General features: G+C 73.5%; 13 protein-coding genes. 3 read left to right on the top strand and 10 right to left on the bottom strand.

All coding sequences use genetic code 11. The annotated features are described in order from the left end of the window. Positions 1-10 precede the first annotated feature (10 nt). Positions 11-2086 carry a SpoIIE family protein phosphatase gene (locus ACWCV3_RS05560; protein WP_451218743.1) on the bottom strand — a complete coding sequence of 692 codons (2076 nt, stop codon included), beginning with the start codon at positions 2084-2086 and terminating at the stop codon, positions 11-13. 175 nt (positions 2087-2261) lie between these two features. Between ACWCV3_RS05560 and ACWCV3_RS05555 the strand changes: the two genes are divergently transcribed. Both ACWCV3_RS05555 and ACWCV3_RS05550 read left to right on the top strand, forming a co-directional pair. Then, positions 2262-3674: a lipase maturation factor family protein gene (locus ACWCV3_RS05555; RefSeq protein WP_451218740.1), complete on the top strand. Its 1413-nt coding sequence runs from the start codon at positions 2262-2264 to the stop codon at positions 3672-3674. Between the two features lie 175 nt (positions 3675-3849). Next, on the top strand, positions 3850-5193 hold the full coding sequence (locus ACWCV3_RS05550) for an amidase (protein WP_451218737.1): 1344 nt from the start codon (positions 3850-3852) through the stop codon (positions 5191-5193). Between the two features lie 27 nt (positions 5194-5220). Here the strand turns inward: ACWCV3_RS05550 and ACWCV3_RS05545 are convergent, their stop codons facing one another. From ACWCV3_RS05545 to ACWCV3_RS05510, 8 genes are all read right to left on the bottom strand, one after another. Further along, positions 5221-5703, bottom strand: coding sequence for an N-acetyltransferase family protein (locus ACWCV3_RS05545; RefSeq protein ID WP_451218734.1), 483 nt, complete (start codon positions 5701-5703; stop codon positions 5221-5223). A 53-nt stretch (positions 5704-5756) separates the two neighbouring features. Continuing rightward, on the bottom strand, positions 5757-5930 hold the full coding sequence (locus ACWCV3_RS05540) for a hypothetical protein (protein WP_384366621.1): 174 nt from the start codon (positions 5928-5930) through the stop codon (positions 5757-5759). A 298-nt stretch (positions 5931-6228) separates the two neighbouring features. Further along, positions 6229-7737 carry an SDR family NAD(P)-dependent oxidoreductase gene (locus tag ACWCV3_RS05535; protein WP_451218731.1) on the bottom strand — a complete coding sequence of 503 codons (1509 nt, stop codon included), beginning with the start codon at positions 7735-7737 and terminating at the stop codon, positions 6229-6231. Positions 7738-7874: 137 nt separating this feature from the next. After that, entirely contained in the window at positions 7875-9206 is a 1332-nt protein-coding gene (locus tag ACWCV3_RS05530; protein WP_451218728.1) for a wax ester/triacylglycerol synthase family O-acyltransferase, read from the bottom strand. A gap of 146 nt (positions 9207-9352) precedes the next feature. Next, positions 9353-11671, bottom strand: a complete 2319-nt coding sequence (locus ACWCV3_RS05525) for a GH92 family glycosyl hydrolase (protein WP_451218725.1) — start codon at positions 11669-11671, stop codon at positions 9353-9355. Between the two features lie 127 nt (positions 11672-11798). Next, on the bottom strand, positions 11799-13019 hold the full coding sequence (gene glgC / locus ACWCV3_RS05520; RefSeq protein ID WP_451218722.1) for a glucose-1-phosphate adenylyltransferase: 1221 nt from the start codon (positions 13017-13019) through the stop codon (positions 11799-11801). Positions 13020-13070: 51 nt separating this feature from the next. Continuing rightward, the gene (gene glgA / locus ACWCV3_RS05515; RefSeq protein ID WP_451218718.1) at positions 13071-14222 is read right to left on the bottom strand and encodes a glycogen synthase; all 1152 of its coding nucleotides are present in this window, start codon (positions 14220-14222) and stop codon (positions 13071-13073) included. Positions 14223-14261: 39 nt separating this feature from the next. Continuing rightward, on the bottom strand, positions 14262-14999 hold the full coding sequence (locus ACWCV3_RS05510) for a (2Fe-2S)-binding protein (protein ID WP_451218988.1): 738 nt from the start codon (positions 14997-14999) through the stop codon (positions 14262-14264). Between the two features lie 214 nt (positions 15000-15213). Between ACWCV3_RS05510 and ACWCV3_RS05505 the strand changes: the two genes are divergently transcribed. Further along, a complete protein-coding gene (locus ACWCV3_RS05505; RefSeq protein ID WP_451218716.1) occupies positions 15214-16230 on the top strand; it encodes a DMT family transporter in 1017 nt (338 codons plus the stop codon). A gap of 3 nt (positions 16231-16233) precedes the next feature. On the opposite strand, the gene ACWCV3_RS05500 is transcribed toward ACWCV3_RS05505, so the two are convergent. Next, the gene (locus ACWCV3_RS05500) at positions 16234-17427 is read right to left on the bottom strand and encodes a transglycosylase family protein (RefSeq protein WP_451218713.1); all 1194 of its coding nucleotides are present in this window, start codon (positions 17425-17427) and stop codon (positions 16234-16236) included. Positions 17428-17485 lie beyond the last annotated feature (58 nt).

Below are 17485 nucleotides of genomic sequence, written 5' to 3'. Positions count from 1 at the left end.
CAGGCGGCGGTCAGCCGTCCGGGTTCGTCCGGAACTCGCACCACACGGCCTTGCCGCCGCCACGCGCCTCCACGCCCCAGGCGTCGGCCAGCATGTCGACGAGGAGCAGCCCGCGTCCCGAGACGCCGTCGTCCTGCGGTTCGCGGCGGCGGGGCAGCGCGCTGGAGGAGTCCTCCACCTCGACGCGCAGCCGCCGCTCGCCGCCGGTCAGCAGGCGCAGGGTGACGGTCGCGGAGCCTTCGGTGTGCATCAGCGCGTTGGTGATCAGCTCGTCGGCGACGAGTTCGATCTCGTCGGCGCGCTCCCCGGCGCCCCAGGCCCGCACCTCGGCGCCGATGAGGTGCCGGGCGCGGGTGAGGGCGTCGGGGTCGCCGGGTGCGACGTGCTGGCGGAGCCGGCCGCGTGCTCCGGGTTCCTCGGGTTCCCGTCGGCGCAGCAGGAGCAGGGCGACGTCGTCCTCCCCGCCGCGTTCCTCGGCCATGGCGATCAGGCGTCCGGCGATCTCACGCACGTCGTCCGGTCCCTCGGCGAAGAGTTCCGCCAGCTCACGCATGCCGTCGTCGAGGTCGGCGCCGGGCTGTTCGACCAGGCCGTCGGTGCACAGCAGCAGGGTGTGGCCGGGGTCCAGCTCCAGGGTGGCGACCGGGTACTCCAGCCGGCCGAACTCGGCGGAGAGGCCGAGCGGGAGCCCGCCCTGCAGGTGGAGGCGCCGGGTGGTGCCGTCGGCGTCCCGCAGCAGCGGGTCGAGGTGGCCGGCCCGGACGACCTGGACGACACCGGTGGAGAGGTCGGCCTGGGCGTACAGGCAGGTGGCGAAGCGGTCGGTGTCGAGCTCGTCGAGGAAGACGGAGGCGCGGGCCATCACGGTGGCCGGGGTGTGCCCCTCGGCGGCGTAGGCGCGCAGCACGATCCGGAGCTGGCCCATGACGGCGGCGGCATGGCTGTCGTGGCCCTGGACGTCCCCGATGACGGCGCCGACCCGGCCGCCGGGCAGCGGGATCAGGTCGTACCAGTCGCCGCCGATGTCCCGGCCGAGGGCGGCGGCCCGGTAGCGCACGGCCACGTCGGCGCCCCGGACGCCGGGGATGGTGCGGGGCAGCATGGCCTGCTGGAGGCTCTGGGCGAGGTCCTTCTCCTGCTCGTAGAGCATGGCGCGCTGGAGGCTCTGGGCGATGCTGCTGCCGAGGGCGACCAGCACGGCGCGTTCCTCGGCGGAGAACCCGCGCCGGTCGTCGTAGAGCAGGCCCATGGCGCCGAGCGGACGGGCCTGGGCGATCAGCGGGAGGTAGGCGGCGGAGGTGATGTGCAGGTCGGTGATGTGCGGCCAGAGGATCGGGTACTCCTCGGCGAACTCCTCGGGCGACTCGATGAACCGGGGCGCCAGGGTGCGCACCACCTCGCTCATCGGATAGGGCTCGTCGATCCGGGTGATGCTGGTGCCGGGTACGGAGCTCTCGGCGGGACCCTCCGCGACGAGGCGGATGCGCCCGGCCTCCACCAGTCCGATGACGACACTGGCCGCGCCGAGGTGGCGGATGCCGTGGGTGTCCTTCAGGGCGTCGATGACGTCCTGGACGCTGCGTGCGTGGGCGAGCGCGGCGGATACCGCCTCCACGATGCCGGCCTGCTGGCGGAACGCCTCCTCCTGCGCGGTGCGCGGGGCGCCGGCGGGGCTGTCGGCGAGTTCCCGGGTGGCGTCGCGGAGGAGGCCGACGACCCTGCGCGGCCGCCCGGAGCCGTCGCGGCGGATGGCGCCCTGGCTGTGTGCCCAGCGGACGGCGCCGTCGCGACGGCGGACGCGGAAGTAGGCGCTGTAGGTCTCGCTGCCGTTCTTGATGGCACGGGCGATCGCCGCGTCCAGCCGGGCCGCGTCCGGCGGGGGGACCCTGAGGGCCAGGGAGGTGGCCCGGCCGTCGTACTCGCCGGGGCGCAGGTCGAAGATCTCGTGGGCCCGGGCGTCCAGGTGGAGCAGGCCCGCGTCCAGGTCCCAGTCGAAGCTGCCCATGTGGTTGAGCGCCAGGATCGTCTCCGGGTCCGCGGGCCGGTTCTCCGGGAGTGACAGGGCACTCGCACCCCGATCAGCCATGGGGCCACCTTGCCAGCAAACGCAGGAATCTTCGAGTGGGGCGGGGCAGGGTGCTCCGGCCCGGCGCGTACCGGTTGCGCGGGCCGCGGCGCGGTACCCGGAAGAGCGGGCGGACGCCACGGGCGGGGAGCGGCCCCGGCCGGGCGGCAGCCGCCGAGGCAGGAGTACGTGCGCGATGGAGTGGTTCACCGCCCCCGACTACTTGCTGAGCCGGCTGGTGCTCCAGCGCGGACTGGCCGCGCTCTACCTGGTGGCGTTCCTGGCGGCGGTGCGCCAGTTCCGGCCGCTGCTGGGCGAGCGCGGGCTGCTGCCCGTACCGCGCTACCTGGCGCGGGTGCCCTTCAAGAAGTCGCCGAGCCTGTTCCACGGGTACTACTCGGACCGTTTCTTCGCGGGGTGCGCCTGGGCGGGCTGCGCTGTGTCGGCGGCCCTGCTGGCGGGGGCGGACTCGGCGCTGCCGCTCGGGGCCGGGATCGTGCTGTGGCTGGTGCCGTGGGCGCTGTACCTGTCGATCGTGAACGTGGGGCAGACCTGGTACGCGTTCGGCTGGGAGACACTGCTGCTGGAGGTCGGCTTCCTCGCGGCGTTCCTCGGCAACGACGAGGTGGCGCCACCGGTGGTGGTGCTGTTCCTGCTGCGCTGGGTGCTGTTCCGGGTGGAGTTCGGCGCGGGGCTGATCAAACTGCGCGGTGACGTCTGCTGGCGCAAGCTCACCTGCCTCGACCACCACCACGAGACCCAGCCGATGCCCGGCCCGCTGAGCTGGTTCTTCCACCACTTGCCGAAGCCCCTGCACCGGGTGGAGGCGGCCGCCAATCACGTCACCCAACTCGCCGTCCCGGTACTGCTGTTCACACCGCAGCCGGTCGCGTCGGCGGCCGCCGCACTGATGATCGTGACCCAGCTCTGGCTGGTGCTCTCCGGGAACTTCGCCTGGCTGAACTGGATCACCATCGTGCTGGCCCTGTCCGCGCTCCGGCTCCCCGCCGAGGCGCCCCCGGTGCCCGCCGCTCCGCTCTGGTACGAGGTGCTGGTGTCGGCGCTCGCCGTGATCCTGCTGGCGCTCAGCTCCCGCCCGGTGATGAACATGGTCTCCCGGCGCCAGGTGATGAACCGCTCCTTCGACCCGCTGCGCCTGGTCAACACCTACGGCGCGTTCGGCAGCGTCAGCCGGACCCGCTACGAGGTGGTGATCGAGGGAACCGGCGACGAGCGGCCCGGCGAGGACGGCGACTGGCGGGAGTACGAGTTCCACGGCAAGCCCGGCGATCCCCGGCGCTGGCCGCGCCAGTTCGCGCCGTACCATCTGCGGCTGGACTGGCTGATGTGGTTCGTCGCGCTGTCACCCGCCTACGCCGGGGACTGGTTCGGCAGGCTGGTGGAGAAGCTGCTGGAGGGCGACCGCGACACCCTGCGCCTGCTGCGGGTCTCGCCCTTCCCGCCCGGTGCCCCGCCCCGCTTCGTCCGCGCCCGCCTCTTCCGCTACCGCTTCACCACCTGGCGTGAGCTGCGCGAGACGGGCGCCTGCTGGGAGCGGACCTACGTCAGGGACTTCCTGCGCCCGACCCGGCTCGGCACGACGCGCTGACCGCGCCGCAGGGGCTGCTCCCCGCGGGCTCCGGGGGGGCGCGGCACGTCGTTGCGCTCGCCCCTGCCCGCGCCTCCGGACGGCGGGGTTGCCGGCCTCTCGACGTGGGGCGCGGGAGCGGGCACAGTGCTGCCGTGCGCGCCGTCCGCGCACCCGGAGTCCCCGAGGAGTGCCCGTGAGTACGTGGGTGGGCCGTACGGCCGCCGAGATCGCCGCCGCCGTCCGCGGGAAGCGGGTCGCCCCCAGGGAGGTGGTGGCGGAGCATCTCGCGCGGATCGCGGAGCTGGACGGGCGGGTCGGCGCGTTCCGCGCCGTGCGCGCGGAAGCGGCCCTGGCGGAGGCGGACGAGGTCGGCGCCCGCCCGGATCTGGCCGAACTGCCCCTGGCGGGCGTGCCGGTGGCGGTCAAGGACAACCTCGGCGTGCGCGGCGAGTCCACCCGCAACGGCTCCGCCGCGACGCCGGACACCCCGGCCGCCGAGGACCACGTGGCCGTGGCGCGTCTGCGCGCGGCGGGCGCGGTCGTGGTCGGTCTGACCAACGTGCCCGAGCTGTGCGTGTTCGGCACCACCGAGGGCGTTCACGGCACGGCCCGCAGCCCGTGGGACCTCAGCCGCACGGCGGGCGGCTCCTCCGGGGGCAGCGCGGCGGCGGTCGCCGCGGGCCTGGTCCCGCTGGCGCTCGGCAACGACGGCATGGGTTCGCTGCGGATCCCGGCGGCCGCCTGCGGTCTGGTGACCCTGAAGCCGGGCCACGGCGTGGTCCCCGCGGGCATCGGCCACGGCGACTGGTTCGGCATGTCGGAGAACGGTCCCCTCGCCACCACCGTCGAGGACCTGCGCCTGATGCTCGCCGTCCTCGCGGAGACCGCCTTGCCGGCATCCGGGGAGCGTACGCCACGCCGCATAGCGGCCGCCGTACGCAGCCCGCTGGCCGGGGTCACGGTGAGCGCACCGTTCCGCACGGCGGTCCGCGAGGCGGCGGCCCTGCTGAACGGTGCCGGGCACACGGTGCGGCGGGCCGAGCCGCCCTACCCGCTCGACCTGGGCGTGACCGCGCTGCGCCACTGGACAGCCGGCACGGCGGTGGACTCGGCCGGGCTGGACCCGGCCCGGCTCGCCCCGCGCACCCGCACCCACGCGGCCGTCGGCCGGCGCTTCGTCCGCTCGGTCCGCACCGGCACCGCCCGCGACCGGCTCCGCGCCCGGCTGCTGCCGTTCCTCACCGAGTACGACGTGCTGCTCACCCCGGCCCTGGCCCGCCGATCCCCCGCGGCGGCCCCCTGGCACCAGCGGAGCTGGCTCGCCAACGTGGCGGTGAACACGGCCACTTCGCCCTTCACCCCGGTCTGGAACCTGACCGGCTGGCCCGCGATGTCGGTCCCCTTCGGTGCTCTGCCCAGCGGCGCCCCGGCCGCGGTCCAGCTCGTGGGGCGTCCGGGCACGGAGGCTGATCTGCTGGCGGTGGCGGAGGACCTGGAGCGACTGCGCCCCTGGGCGCGTACGGCGCCGCTGGGCTGAGGGCCCGGCCTGTTTCCGGTCACGGCACTAGAGCACCTTGTGCATGATGTGCAGCCCGACCGGTCCGTCACGGGGGTGGTCGAAGGCGTTGGGGACCGTGCCGAGGACGGTGAAGCCCAGGGAGGTCCAGAGGCGGACGGCGGGGTTGGTCTCGACGACGGCGTTGAAGACCATCGCGCGGTATCCCTGGGCCTTCGCCTCGGCGAGGAGGTGCTCGGCGAGCGCCCGGCCGGTGCCCCGTCCGGCCCGGTCGGGGTCCACCAGGAAGCCGGCGTTGGCCACGTGCGCGGCGGCTCCGCCGTAGTTCGGGGTGAGGTAGGCCGTGCCCAGCAGGGCGCCGTCGGTGTCCTCCGCCACGTACACACGTTTGGCGGGGCTCATCCAGAGGGCGCGGGCGGCTTCCTCGGGGGTGCCGGGGTCCCAGGTGTAGGTGTCGCCTGCGGCGACGATGCGGTGCCAGACAGGCCAGATCCGAGGCCAGTCACCGGCCCCGGCTTCTCTGATCAGCATGGGCGTGAGTCTGTCACGCCCATGCGCCCGTAGGGTCGCGGGTGCGGAACGGGTCAGTCCACGCTGGGCAGGATGTGGGGCTCGGCGAGGTCGTCCTCGTAGCCCGCCAGGCGGATCGGGGCGGAGCGGGCCCACACGTCCAGGCTGCCCAGTTCTCCGGGCCTGCGGCGGGAGCGCTCCGTGCGTTCGTCGGGGCCCTGTTCGCTGGTCGTCGTCTCCGGTGTCACCGCGCACTCCTTATGTGTCGGATCACCCTGGGGGGCGTCCCGGACCCCCAGATTAACCAAATGAGCGGACCCTCGCTCGATAGGGAGTGCAAACAAGACGTAACTTCCGCCCGGCCACCACCCCCTCAATCCCCCTCAATATCGGGCCGATTACCGCAAAGCGCATCCTCTGCGGGGGCCGTCGATTCACCCACTCGGCCCAGTCATGCGTCTGCCCGGCCGATGCCCCGTCAATACGACGGCGCGGCACCGGACCGAGGTCCGGTACCGCGCCGTCAGGTACGCGGGGCGGGTCGCGTCACCACTTTCCGGGCGCGTAGTCCTTCATGAAGACGCCGTACAGATCCTCGCCCTGCTCGCCGCGCACGATCGGGTCGTAGACGCGGGCGGCGCCGTCGACCAGGTCCAGAGGGGCGTGGAAGCCCGCCTCGGCCAGCCGGAGCTTGTCGTAGTGCGGGCGCTCGTCGGTGATCCAGCCGGTGTCGACCGAGGTCATCAGGATGCGGTCGGTGTCGAACATCTCCTGGCCACTGGTCCGGGTCACCATGTTCATCGCTGCCTTGGCCGCGTTGGTGTTGGGGTGGCCCGCGCCCTTGTAGCCACGGGCGAAGACGCCCTCCATGGCGGAGACGTTCACGACGTACGCCCGTCCCCTGGCGGCGTGCTTCGCGGCGGCGGCCATGGCCGGGCGGAGCTTGCTGATAAGGATGAACGGCGCCGTGTAGTTGCAGAGCTGAGTCTCCAGCAGCTCCACCGGGGAGATCTGCTCGATGGACTGCACCCAGGTGTTGGTGTCCACCACGTCGGGCAGCAGGCCGCCGGCGTCGATCGCGGTGCCGTCCAGGTGCCGGGCGACGCTGGCGTTGCCCGCGACCAGGGCCAGGTCGGCGACCTTCTGGGCCTCCAGGCCGCTGGTGCCGACGGGCAGCGCGGCCAGGCCGTCGACCGCGCCGGAGTTGAAGGCACCGATGACCTCGTGGACGGGCAGCTCACCGGCGGGCAGCGGGGCGCTCTCGCCGTCGACCAGCGCGGCGTAGGCGGACGGGAGCCGGCGCACGGTCTGCGTCGCGTTGTTGATCAGGATGTCCAGCGGGCCGGCCTCGGTCATCCGGTCCGCGAGGGCGACGACCTGGGCCGGGTCGCGCAGGTCGATGCCGACGACCTCGAGGCGGTGCAGCCAGTCCGCGGAGTCCTCCATCGCCTTGAAGCGGCGGATCGCGTCCTTGGGGAACCGGGTGGTGATCGTGGTGTGCGCGCCGTCGCGCAGCAGCATCAGCGCGATGTACATGCCGATCTTGGCGCGTCCGCCGGTGAGCAGGGCGCGCTTGCCGGTGAGGTCGGCGCGCGCCTCGCGGCGGGCGCGGTTCTCGGCGGCGCAGCCCTGGCAGAGCTGGTGGTAGAAGTAGTCGACCTCGGTGTACCGCTGCTTGCAGATGTAGCAGGAGCGGGGACGCTGGAGTATGCCCGCGATCCGGCCCGCCTCGATCTTGGAGCTGGGCAGGATGCCCTCGGTCTCGTCGTCGATGCGCTCGGCGGAGCCGGTGGCGGTGGCCTCGGTGACCGAGCGGTCGTGCGCGGTCTTCGCGGCCCGGCGCTCCTGGCGGCGGCGCTGCTTGACCGTGCGGTAGATGTGCGAGGTGGCCCGGCGCACCTGGATGGCGTCGGGGTGGTCGACGTCGATCCGGTCCAGCTCCTCCAGCACGCTGAGGCAGACGGCCAGGCGCTCCGGGTCGATACCGGGCCCGTAGACCATCTCGTCCGTGGACACCGCGTCCGTGGACGCCGCGCCGTCCTCTGTCACCGTCATCGCGCTGCCGCTTCCCTGATCACCCGCGCGGGGGCATGAGCGCGCCCGCTGTCGGCCGGGGAATTTTACGGAGCGCCCGGCCCCTGGACCAAACCCGTACCGGTGGCGGGCGGCCCGGGAGCCGGGAACGGCCGAGGTCAGACCTCGCAGGCTGTGAGCAGGGTCTCCATCTCGCCGGTGAGCGCTCGGGCCAGGACGTCGAGGTCGGGCACCGCGCGGGCGTCGGCCACCAGCCCGTAGTGGACGCGCCCCCGGTAGGTGGAGACGGCCACCGCGAGGGACTGGCCGGGGGCGAGGGGGGCGAGCGGGAAGACCTCGGCCAGCTCCTGGCCGCCGAGCCTCAGCCCGATGCCGGGCAGCGGGACGCTGGTGACGAGGATGTCGAACCAGAGCCGCGCCGCCTGCCCGACCAGCGGTCCACCGAGCCGGTGCCCGAGCGCCGGGACGTGGTCCGCGAGCAGGGCGACGGCACCCGCCCCGCGATCGGAGCCCGCTTCCTTGTTGCGGACCATCGCGGCGCGCACCGTCTCCAGCCGGGCCAGCGGGTCGGGGTCGGCGACCGGAAGCCTCATCAGGTACCCGGAGAGCCGGTTGCCCTGCGGCTGGGCGGTGCGCGGACGGCGCCGGGAGACCGGGATGAGGGCGCGCGGGGCGGCTCCCTCGCTGCCGTCTCCGCGCTCGTCCAGCCAGCGGCGCAGTGCGCCCGCGACGATCGCGATCAGCACGTCGTTGACGGTGCCCCCGGTGCTCTTCCTGACCCGGTGCACGTCGTCGATGTCGAGCACCGCCCCGGCGGTGCGACGGGTGCCGCTGGGGGTGGAGGTCAGGGCCGGGACGGGGCTCATGCCGAGGGTGGAGCGGGCCAGCGAGGCGCCGATGTCCAGGGCCCGGCCCACGTCGGAGACCGCACCTCTGAACAGGTCGGGGACGCGGCCAGGCAGCGCGCGCACCTCGGAGATCAGGCCCGGCCGGGACTCGGCGGGGCGCGGGGCGCGGTCGGGCAGGTCGACGGGGTCGAGCAGGGAGGCGGCCAGCTTCAGGGCGCGCAGGCCGTCGGCGAGGGCGTGGTGGAACTTGAACAGCACGGCGAAGGACACACCGTCCGCACCGGGCAGCACGTGTGCCTCCCACGGTGGCCGTCCGCGCCGCAGCGGGCGCTGCATGAGCCGGCCGGCCATGCCGTGGAAGTCGTCGGTGGGGGCGTGCAGCCGTACGTGGTCCACGGGGTCGAAGTCCGGGACGGGCTCGCGGGTGGCGCCGCCGAAGGCGAGGGGCCGCCAGACGTCGCGGATGCGCATGCGCAGGCCGGGTACGGCGGCTGCGCGGGAGGCGAGCAGGTCCGCGGCGTGCGCCCCGGCGGTGGGCGACCGGGTGGCGAAGACGCCGAGCGCGCCGAGGTGCATGGGATGCCGGGCGGACTCCATGTTCCAGAAGGCGAGGTCGAGCGGGGCGAGCGGATCGGAAGTCAAGGGCGTGCCTCGCGTCGTCGACGGGTGGGCTTTCCCCGAGTCAATCCCCGAATCCTGATTACGGTCAAGTGCGATCGGCTCACGCACAGTTAACAACGGATAAAGTCCCGCCCCCGGACGGGGGCGGGACTCGGCAGACCCTCAGGTCACCTCAGTGCCGGGGGTGCCGCATGGGGTCCGGTGCCCCACTCGGACGGGCGCGGGCCGACCGTGAACGCGAGCGTCCGCAGTGACCGCAGGGTGCGGGTGGTCAGGTAGGTGCGGTCGTGCGCGGTGCGGTCGGTGCGGACGCCCTGGATGTAACGGTCGGCGGCGGAGGTGCCGGGGGCGGTGACGGTGAGGGCACCCCTGGGCCAGTAGCGGCGGTCCAGGGTGAGGTCGACGCGGTCGAAGACGGGGGTCGACAGGCCCCAGGTGCCAAAGCCGGGCTGGACCGGGAAGACGCCGATGGAGGACAGCACGTTCCAGGCGGACATGGTGCCCAGGTCGTCGTTGCCTGTCATCCCGGTCGGGCCGTCGGTGAACAGGGTCAGCGCCGCGTGCACCACGTCCGTCGTCTTCCACGGCTGCCCGGTGGACAGGTAGGTGTAGGGCGCGATCAGGTCGGGCTCGTTCTGCGGGTTGTACTTGTCCGCGTCGTAGTAGTCGTAGGCGTTGCCGTGGACCCACACCTGCCGGGCGGTCGTCCCGGGGTCGGCGAGGAGCCTGTCGTAGGCGAAGAACGAGTCCAGGCGGCGTTCGGCCGCCTGCTTGCCACCGATGAGGCCGATCATGCCGGGGAGGTCCTGCGGCACCAGCCACTGGTACTGCCAGGACGTGCCCTCGTGGAATCCCTCGCTCTTCGCCGGGTCCGCCGGTCCCGTGAAGGCGCCGGAGGCGTCACGGGCCCGGAAGAACCCGGTCGAGGGGTCGAAGACGTTGCGGTAGTTCCGGGACCGGGCCGCGTAACGGGCGGCGTCGCCGTGGTGACCGAGGGCGCGCGCCATCTGGGCGAGCATGGCGTCGGAGAGCGCGTACTCCAGGGTCACGGAGGCGCCGAAGTGGTAGTCGGAGTCACCTGCCTTGGCGTAGGGGCGGCCCTTGACGTACGGCGCGAAGCCGTGTGCCAGGTACTCGGCGTTGGATTCGCGGCCCACTCCCGGATAGGCGGTGGGCGGCACGCCGTCGGCGTTCCTCCTCAGGGCCCGGTAGGCCCGGTCCTCGAAGCCCTTCAGCAGGCCGAGGTGGTAGGCGGTGGTCAGGAAGGGGGTCACCGGGTCGCCGGTCATGATGTTGGTCTCGACCGGCCCGTATCCCCACTTGGGCAGCCAGCCGCCGTCCTCGTCGACTCGGACGACCGAGCGCGCCATGTCGCGCGCCTCGCGCGGGGCGAGCAGGGCGAGGAGCTGGGCCTGGGTGCGGTAGGTGTCCCACAGGGACCAGTTCTGGTAGTAGGTGAAGCCCCGTGCGTGGTGCGCCCGCTGGTCCCACCCCTTGTAGCGGCCGTCGGCGTCGCTGCCGATGTTCGGCGCGAGGAACGAGCGGTACAGCGACGAGTAGAAGGTCCGGCGCAGCGCCGGGCCGCCGCCGTGCGCCCGGACGGCCGAGAGCCGTTTCTCCCACGCCTCTCGGGCCCGCCGGCGCACGGTGTCGAAGGAGGTCCCACCCTCGGCGGCCAGGTTGACGGCGGCGCCGCGCGCGTCGACGTACGACAGCGCGGTGGTGGCCTCGACCGTACGGTTCTTCGTGGTGTCGAACCGGACGTAGGCCCCGCCCGTCCCGGTCCGCGCCCCGGCGGTGACCGCGCCGGAGTCCCAGGCGCCGTAGGCGGTGAAGGGGCGGCTGAACCGGGTGACCGTGTACACGGTGTACGGGCCGGTGCCGCGGCAGAAGCCGTGGCCGGAGATCTTCGTGCGCACGGTGCGGTCGTCGAGGATCTCCGCCTCGGCGCCGCCCGGTTTGTGCAGCGACTGGGCGGCGTTGAGCAGGACGTTGGCCTGCTTCGTGGCCGGGAAGGTGTAGCGCTGGACGCCGGTGCGGGCGGTGGCGGTGAGTTCGGCGCGGATGCCGGTGCCGAGGCCGACGCGGTAGTAGCCGGGGCTCGCCTCCTCGTCGTCGTGGGAGAAGGCGGCGGCGTAGCGGGAGTTGTCGGTGGCGGTGACCTCGCCGGTGGTGGGCAGTACGGGCAGGTCGCCGCCGATGCGGCAGCCGACGCCGGAGACGTGGAGCAGGGAGAACCCGCGGATGTGGTCCTGGGTGTGGTCGTAGCCCGTCCGGTGCCCGGTGTCCGGTGAGAGCTGCACCATGCCGAACGGCACGGCGGCGCCGGGGAAGGTGTTGCCCTCGTTCTGGGTCCCGATGAACGGGTTGACCAGATCGGTGAGGTGGCCGTCGGACGGTTCGGCGGCGCGGGCGGGGGTGGCGGCCAGCGCGGACGCTGCCATCACCCCGGCCAGGCACAGCCGGGTGCGCCGGGTCCCTCTCATGTCGGATGACCTCCGCTGGTTCGACGTCGTCGTTGCCTGCATCGTGCGGGGCGAACGGCGTGAACTCGGGCATCCGGAACGATTCGCGGGCGGCGCGTCGCGGGGGCCTCCGGTTTCCGGCGGCGGGTCAGGTGACGAGCTGGCCCTTGCCCAGGGCGATGACCCCGCCCTGGGAGACGGTGTACAGCTCGGCGTCGCGGTCGGGGTTGACCCCGATGGTCGCGCCGGGCGGGACCTCGACGTTCTTGTCCAGCACCGCGCCCCGCACCACCGCGCCCCGGCCGACGCGCACGTTGTCGTGCAGCACCGAGCCCTGGACGACCGCGCCGGGGTCGACCCGCACGCCGGGCGAGAGCACCGAGCGGCTGACCTGGCCGCGGATCAGGCAGCCGGCGCTGATGATGGACTCGCTGGCGATGCCGCCCGCGCTGAACCGGGCCGGGGATAGCTGGCCCGAGTGGGTGTAGACGGGCCACTGGGTGTTGTACAGGTTGAACGCGGGCCGCTCGGCGATCAGGTCCATGTGCGACTCGTAGTACGCGTCGAGGGTGCCGACGTCCCGCCAGTAGCCCTGGTCGCGGGTGGTCTCGCCGGGGACGTGGTTGTCGTGGAAGTCGTAGAGCTGGGCCTCGCCGCGGCCGGTGAGCTGGGGGAGGATGGAGCCGCCCATGTCGTGCGCGGACTGCTCGTCCTCGGCGTCCCGCTGGAGGGCCTCGATGAGGACCTTCGTGGTGAAGATGTAGTTGCCCATGGACGCGAAGACGCTGTCCGGGGCGCCGGGCAGGCCGGGCGGGTCGACGGGCTTCTCCAGGAAGCGCTGGACCATGCGGCCGTCCGACCCCGGTGTGATCACGCCGAACGAGGAGGACTCCGCGCGCGGCACCCGGATTCCGGCGACGGTGACACCGGCGCCGCCCTCGATGTGCTGGCGGAGCATCTGCCGGGGGTCCATGCGGTAGACGTGGTCGGCACCGAACACCGCGACGTATTCCGGCTGTTCGTCGTGAACCAGGTTGAGCGACTGGAGGATGGCGTCGGCGCTGCCGAGGTACCAGCGCGGGCCGAGGCGCTGCTGGGCGGGGACGGGGGTGACGTAGTTGCCGAGCAGGCTGGACATCCGCCAGGTGGTGGTCACGTGCCGGTCCAGCGAGTGCGACTTGTACTGGGTGAGCACGCAGATGCGCAGCACGTCGGCGTTGACCAGGTTCGAGAGCACGAAGTCGACGAGCCGGTAGGTGCCGCCGAAGGTGACCGCGGGTTTGGCCCGGTCCGTGGTGAGCGGCATCAGCCGCTTGCCCTCACCGCCGGCCAGCACGATCCCGAGAACCGAAGGACCTCCTCGGCGCATGGCGCCTCCCCTCCCCTTGGTTGATCACACTGATGCCCTGGCGGGCGGCGCCTAGGCCTGCTTGCGGATCTCCTCGTACAGTCCCGCGGTGCGCCGGGCCACCGCGTCCCAGCCGAACTCCCCCACCGCGCGCGCCCGTCCGGCCTCCCCCATCCGCCGCGCGGCCACCGGGTCGGCGAGCACGGAGTCGAGGGCGCGGGCGAGGTCGCCCTCGAAGTCGCCGTCGGTGTCGACCAGGAGTCCGGTGCTGCCGTGGTCGACGACCTCGGGGATGCCGCCTACGCGGGAGGCGACGACCGGGGTGCCGCAGGCCATGGCCTCCAGGTTGACGATGCCGAGCGGCTCGTAGACCGAGGGGCACACGAACACAGCGGCGTGCGTCAGGAGTTGGACGACCTCGGTGCGCGGCAGCATCTGCGGGATCCAGAACACGCCGGCCCGGACGGCACCGAGTTCCTGGAAGCGGTCCCGGAACTCCCGGTCGATCTGCGGGGTGTCGGGGGCGCCCGCGCAGAGCACGACCTGGGTGCCGGGGTCGATCTCCCTCACGGCGCGCAGCAGTTGGGGGACGCCCTTCTGCCGGGTGATGCGGCCGACGAACAGCACGTAGGGCCGCTCCGGGTCGATGCCGTGCCGGCGCAGGGCGTCGGTGCCGGGGTCGGGGCGGTACAGGCGGGTGTCGATGCCGTTGTGCACGACGTGCACCCGGTCCGCGTCCAGCGCGGGGTAGCAGGCGAGGATGTCGTCCCGCATGGCACCGGACACGGCGATCACGCCGTCCGCCGACTCGATGGCGGTCCGCTCGGCCCAGCTCGACAGGGCGTACCCGCCGCCCAGTTGCTCGGCCTTCCAGGGGCGCAGCGGCTCCAGCGAGTGCGCGGTCGTGACGTGCGGGATGCCGTGGAGCAGCTTGGCCACGTGGCCGGCGAGGGCCGCGTACCAGGTGTGGGAGTGGACGAGGTCACTGCCCTGGAGGGCGGCGGCCATGGAGAGGTCCACGGAGAAGGTGCGAAGGGCGTCGTTGGAGCCGTCGAGCACGGGCCACGGGCGGTGCCGTACGACGCCGACGCCTCTGCCCTCGCCCCAGCAGTGCACCTCCAGGTCCACGAGCCCGGCCAGCTCGCGGGCCAGGAACTCCACGTGGACGCCCGCGCCGCCGTACACGTCCGGGGGGTACTCACGCGTCAGCAGTCCCACTCGCACCCGGTGACTCCCTGGGGTCGGCGGCAGTTCCCTTCATGGTCACCCAGAAGCGGCGTGCGGGGAAGAGCCCGGCGGACGGCTGAAGCAGCAGTCCCCGCAGACGCCTCCGCCGGGGACCCGGTAGTAGAGGCAGCAGCTTCGGCGACGGAAGGTTCCGCCCGCCCGGACACCGGTGTCGCGCAACAGGGCGTGGGCGAAGAGGGTGCCGGTGAGTTCGGACGCTCTCTCGGCCACGTCCGTACGGGCGTTGCGACGGGCCCACTGCTCCAGTTGCCGTGCCGCTCCGGCGAGGGCGGAGGCGGCGTTGCCCCAGAGCAGGCCGGGCGCGACCCCGTACCGGCGGGTCAGGGCTTCCCCTAGGGGCTCCAGGTGGGCGTGGAGCACGGTGTCGGCGAGGGCTCCGGCGTCGCCGGGCAACGGTCTCACCTCGGTCAGCCAGAGGTCGTCGGGGGTGCCGGCGGCGGCGTCCCAGCGCAGCAGGCGCGGGGCCAGGTCGGGCACCTGGCCGTACAGCGCGGCGCAGGCGAGCGCGGCCGACCACAGGCGGGCGGCGATCCCCTGCTGGGCCAGCGAGGCGCAGACGCGGGGCTCACGGACGCCCAGCCGGTCCGCGACGACCGCGACCCGGTCCGCGAGGGCGTCGGACTGAACGTCCGTCAGCCGGCCCGCGTACGTGTCGTCGAGAGGAGGTGCGTTCAGTCCCGCGGGGCCCCCGGTACGCAGGACGAAGAAGCCGCCGAGGGGGCGCAGCGCGGTGAGGCCGGGATCGAGTTCCACGGTCAGCACTTGTACCAGTCCCCCGGAGGCCGGGTGCCCGGTCCCCCCCTTGGGGATGAGCGGCGTGCCTTCGTACTCCATCGGCAGTAGGACTCATCGCGTGCTCAGGGACGACGACTGATCGGGCGCGAGCGGGCAGAGTTTCCGTCATGGAAGCCGACCGTGCCCCGAGCCGGGCCCGCCTGCCGCTGGGACATGACGCCGGGAGCCGCAGATGAGCGCCCTCGCGTTGTCCGTGCTGCTGTCCTTCGTCTCCGCCTTCGCGTACGCGGGCGGCGCCGTCGTGCAGGAGCGCGTCGCGGAATCCTGCGCCGGTGAGCGGTTCGCCCCGCTGCGCAGGCCGGGGTGGTGGGCGGCGCTGGCGCTCAACGGCCTCGGCGGGGTGCTGCACGTCGTGGCCCTGGCGTTCGGCCCGCTGAGCCTGGTCCAGCCGCTGGGCGCGCTGACCATCGTCTTCGCGCTGCCGATGGCGGCGCTGTTCGTCGGCCGCGGGGCGGGGGCCACCGCCTGGCGGGGCGCGGTGATGGCGACGGCCGGTCTCGCGGGGCTGCTCTCGCTGGTCGGCTCCTCCGGCGCGGGCTCCCTGGGGCCGGCGCAGCGGACGGCGCTGGCGCTGGTGACGGGCTGCGGGATCGTCGCGCTGATGGTGGCGGCGCGGGCCGCGCACCGGCACCCGGCCGTGCGCAGCGTGCTGTTGGCGACCGGCGCGGGTGGGGCGTTCGGCATGTCGTCGGTGTTCACCAAGACGGTCGCCGTCGACTGGAGCGCGGGCGCCGGCCTGGCCGGGCTGCCGTCACTCGCGGTGATCGCCGTGCTCTCGGCGACCGGGGTGTTCCTCTCCCAGTCGGCCTACCGGGACGGCGGGCTCGCCGCGCCGCTGGCGACGCTGACCGTGGTCAACCCGGTGCTGGCCGCCGTCGTCGGCATCGTCCTGTTCGGCGAGACCTTCCGCCACGGCACGACGGGCACGGTGCTGGCGCTGGGCTGCGCGGTGGTGACGGGCGGCGGGCTCATCCTGCTGACGACGGAGCGGCTGGGCGGACCGGCGGACCGGGCGCCGTCTCCTTCGGACAGCGTGCGCGGAGCGGCCGTACCGGGTGCGAGGCGGCCGGTGGACCCGGCCGCGCCGGTGCTCACGTCCGTGGACGGCGAGGACGCCGGGCGGCACGGGAACGACGGGGACACCCCCGCCGGCCCCCGCTCCCTGCCCGACGTCCCTCTGTGCGCCTGACCGTCAGAGCCGGGCGCCGTGCGCCCGGAGGTATGCGACCGGGTCGACGTCGCTGCCGAAGCCGGGCCCGGTGCGCACCTCGAAGTGCAGGTGGGGACCGGTGACGTTGCCGGTCGCGCCGGACCGGCCCAGGCGCTGGTCCGCGCTGACGGTCTGCCCGGACCGCACGGAGATCGCGGAGAGGTGGGCGTACTGCGAGTAGCGGCCGTCGCCGTGCCGTACGACGACCTGGTATCCGTACGAACCGCCCCAGCCGGCCGAGACGACCAGGCCGTCGGAGATGGCATGGACCGAGGTGCCGGTGGGCACCAGGAAGTCGACGCCGGTGTGGTAGCCCTTCGACCAGTGGGAGCCCGCCGTGCGGTAGCTGGTGCCGATGGAGGCGTGCACGGGGGCGACGACGCCGTGACCGGAGTGGCTCGAAGACGTCTTGTGCTCGGTGGCGGCCTTGCGCTGCGGCTTCGGGGCTGCCTTCCGTTCGGTCTTCCGCGGCTGCGTCCGGTGCTCCGGTGCGGTGGTGACGGGCACCTTGGCGGCGCCGTGCAGGCTGAGCCGCTGTCCGGGGACGATCAGGTCGGGGTCGGCGCCGATGACGGTGCGGTTGTGCTCGTAGAGACCGCGCCAGCCCTCCCGTACCCGGTGCTCCCCGGCGATGCCGGACAGCGTGTCGCCGCGTACCACGGTGTACATCTCGGCGCGGCCGGCGCGGGACTGCGGGGTGGTCTGCGGGCGTACGTCCTGGGCGGCGGCGGGTCTCGCGTTGCCGGGTGCCGACCTGGCCGGACGGCCCGCCGCGCTCTCGACGTGGGGGGCGCTCCCGCCGCGGGCGAGTCCGGCGCGCGGGCCGCAGGCGGGCCAGGCTCCGGGGCCCTGGCCGTCGAGGACCTTCTCGGCGACGGCGATCTGCTGCGCCGGCGTGGCCTGGTCGGCGCGGGGCGCGTACCGGGTGCCGCCGTACGCCTCCCAGGTGGAGCGGGTGAACTGGAGGCCGCCGAAGTAGCCGTTGCCGGTGTTGATGCTCCAGTTGCCGCTGGACTCGCAGGCCGCGACCTTGTTCCAGGTGGAGGCGTCCGCCGCGTCCGCGGTGCCCGCCGCGACCAGCGGAATGGCGAGTCCGGCGCCGCCGGCGGTGACGGTGAGTGAGGCGCGGTTGATCCTGCTCGGCTGGTACCGGCGATGCCGGCCGCGTGCGGCCATGGTCCGAAATCCCCTCGACATGCGTCAGGAGGGGCAAAAGTAAGCGCCGGGAACAGGA

Source organism: Streptomyces sp. NPDC001781 (assembly GCF_053596035.1).
This window is presented reverse-complemented; position numbering and strand designations above follow the sequence as displayed.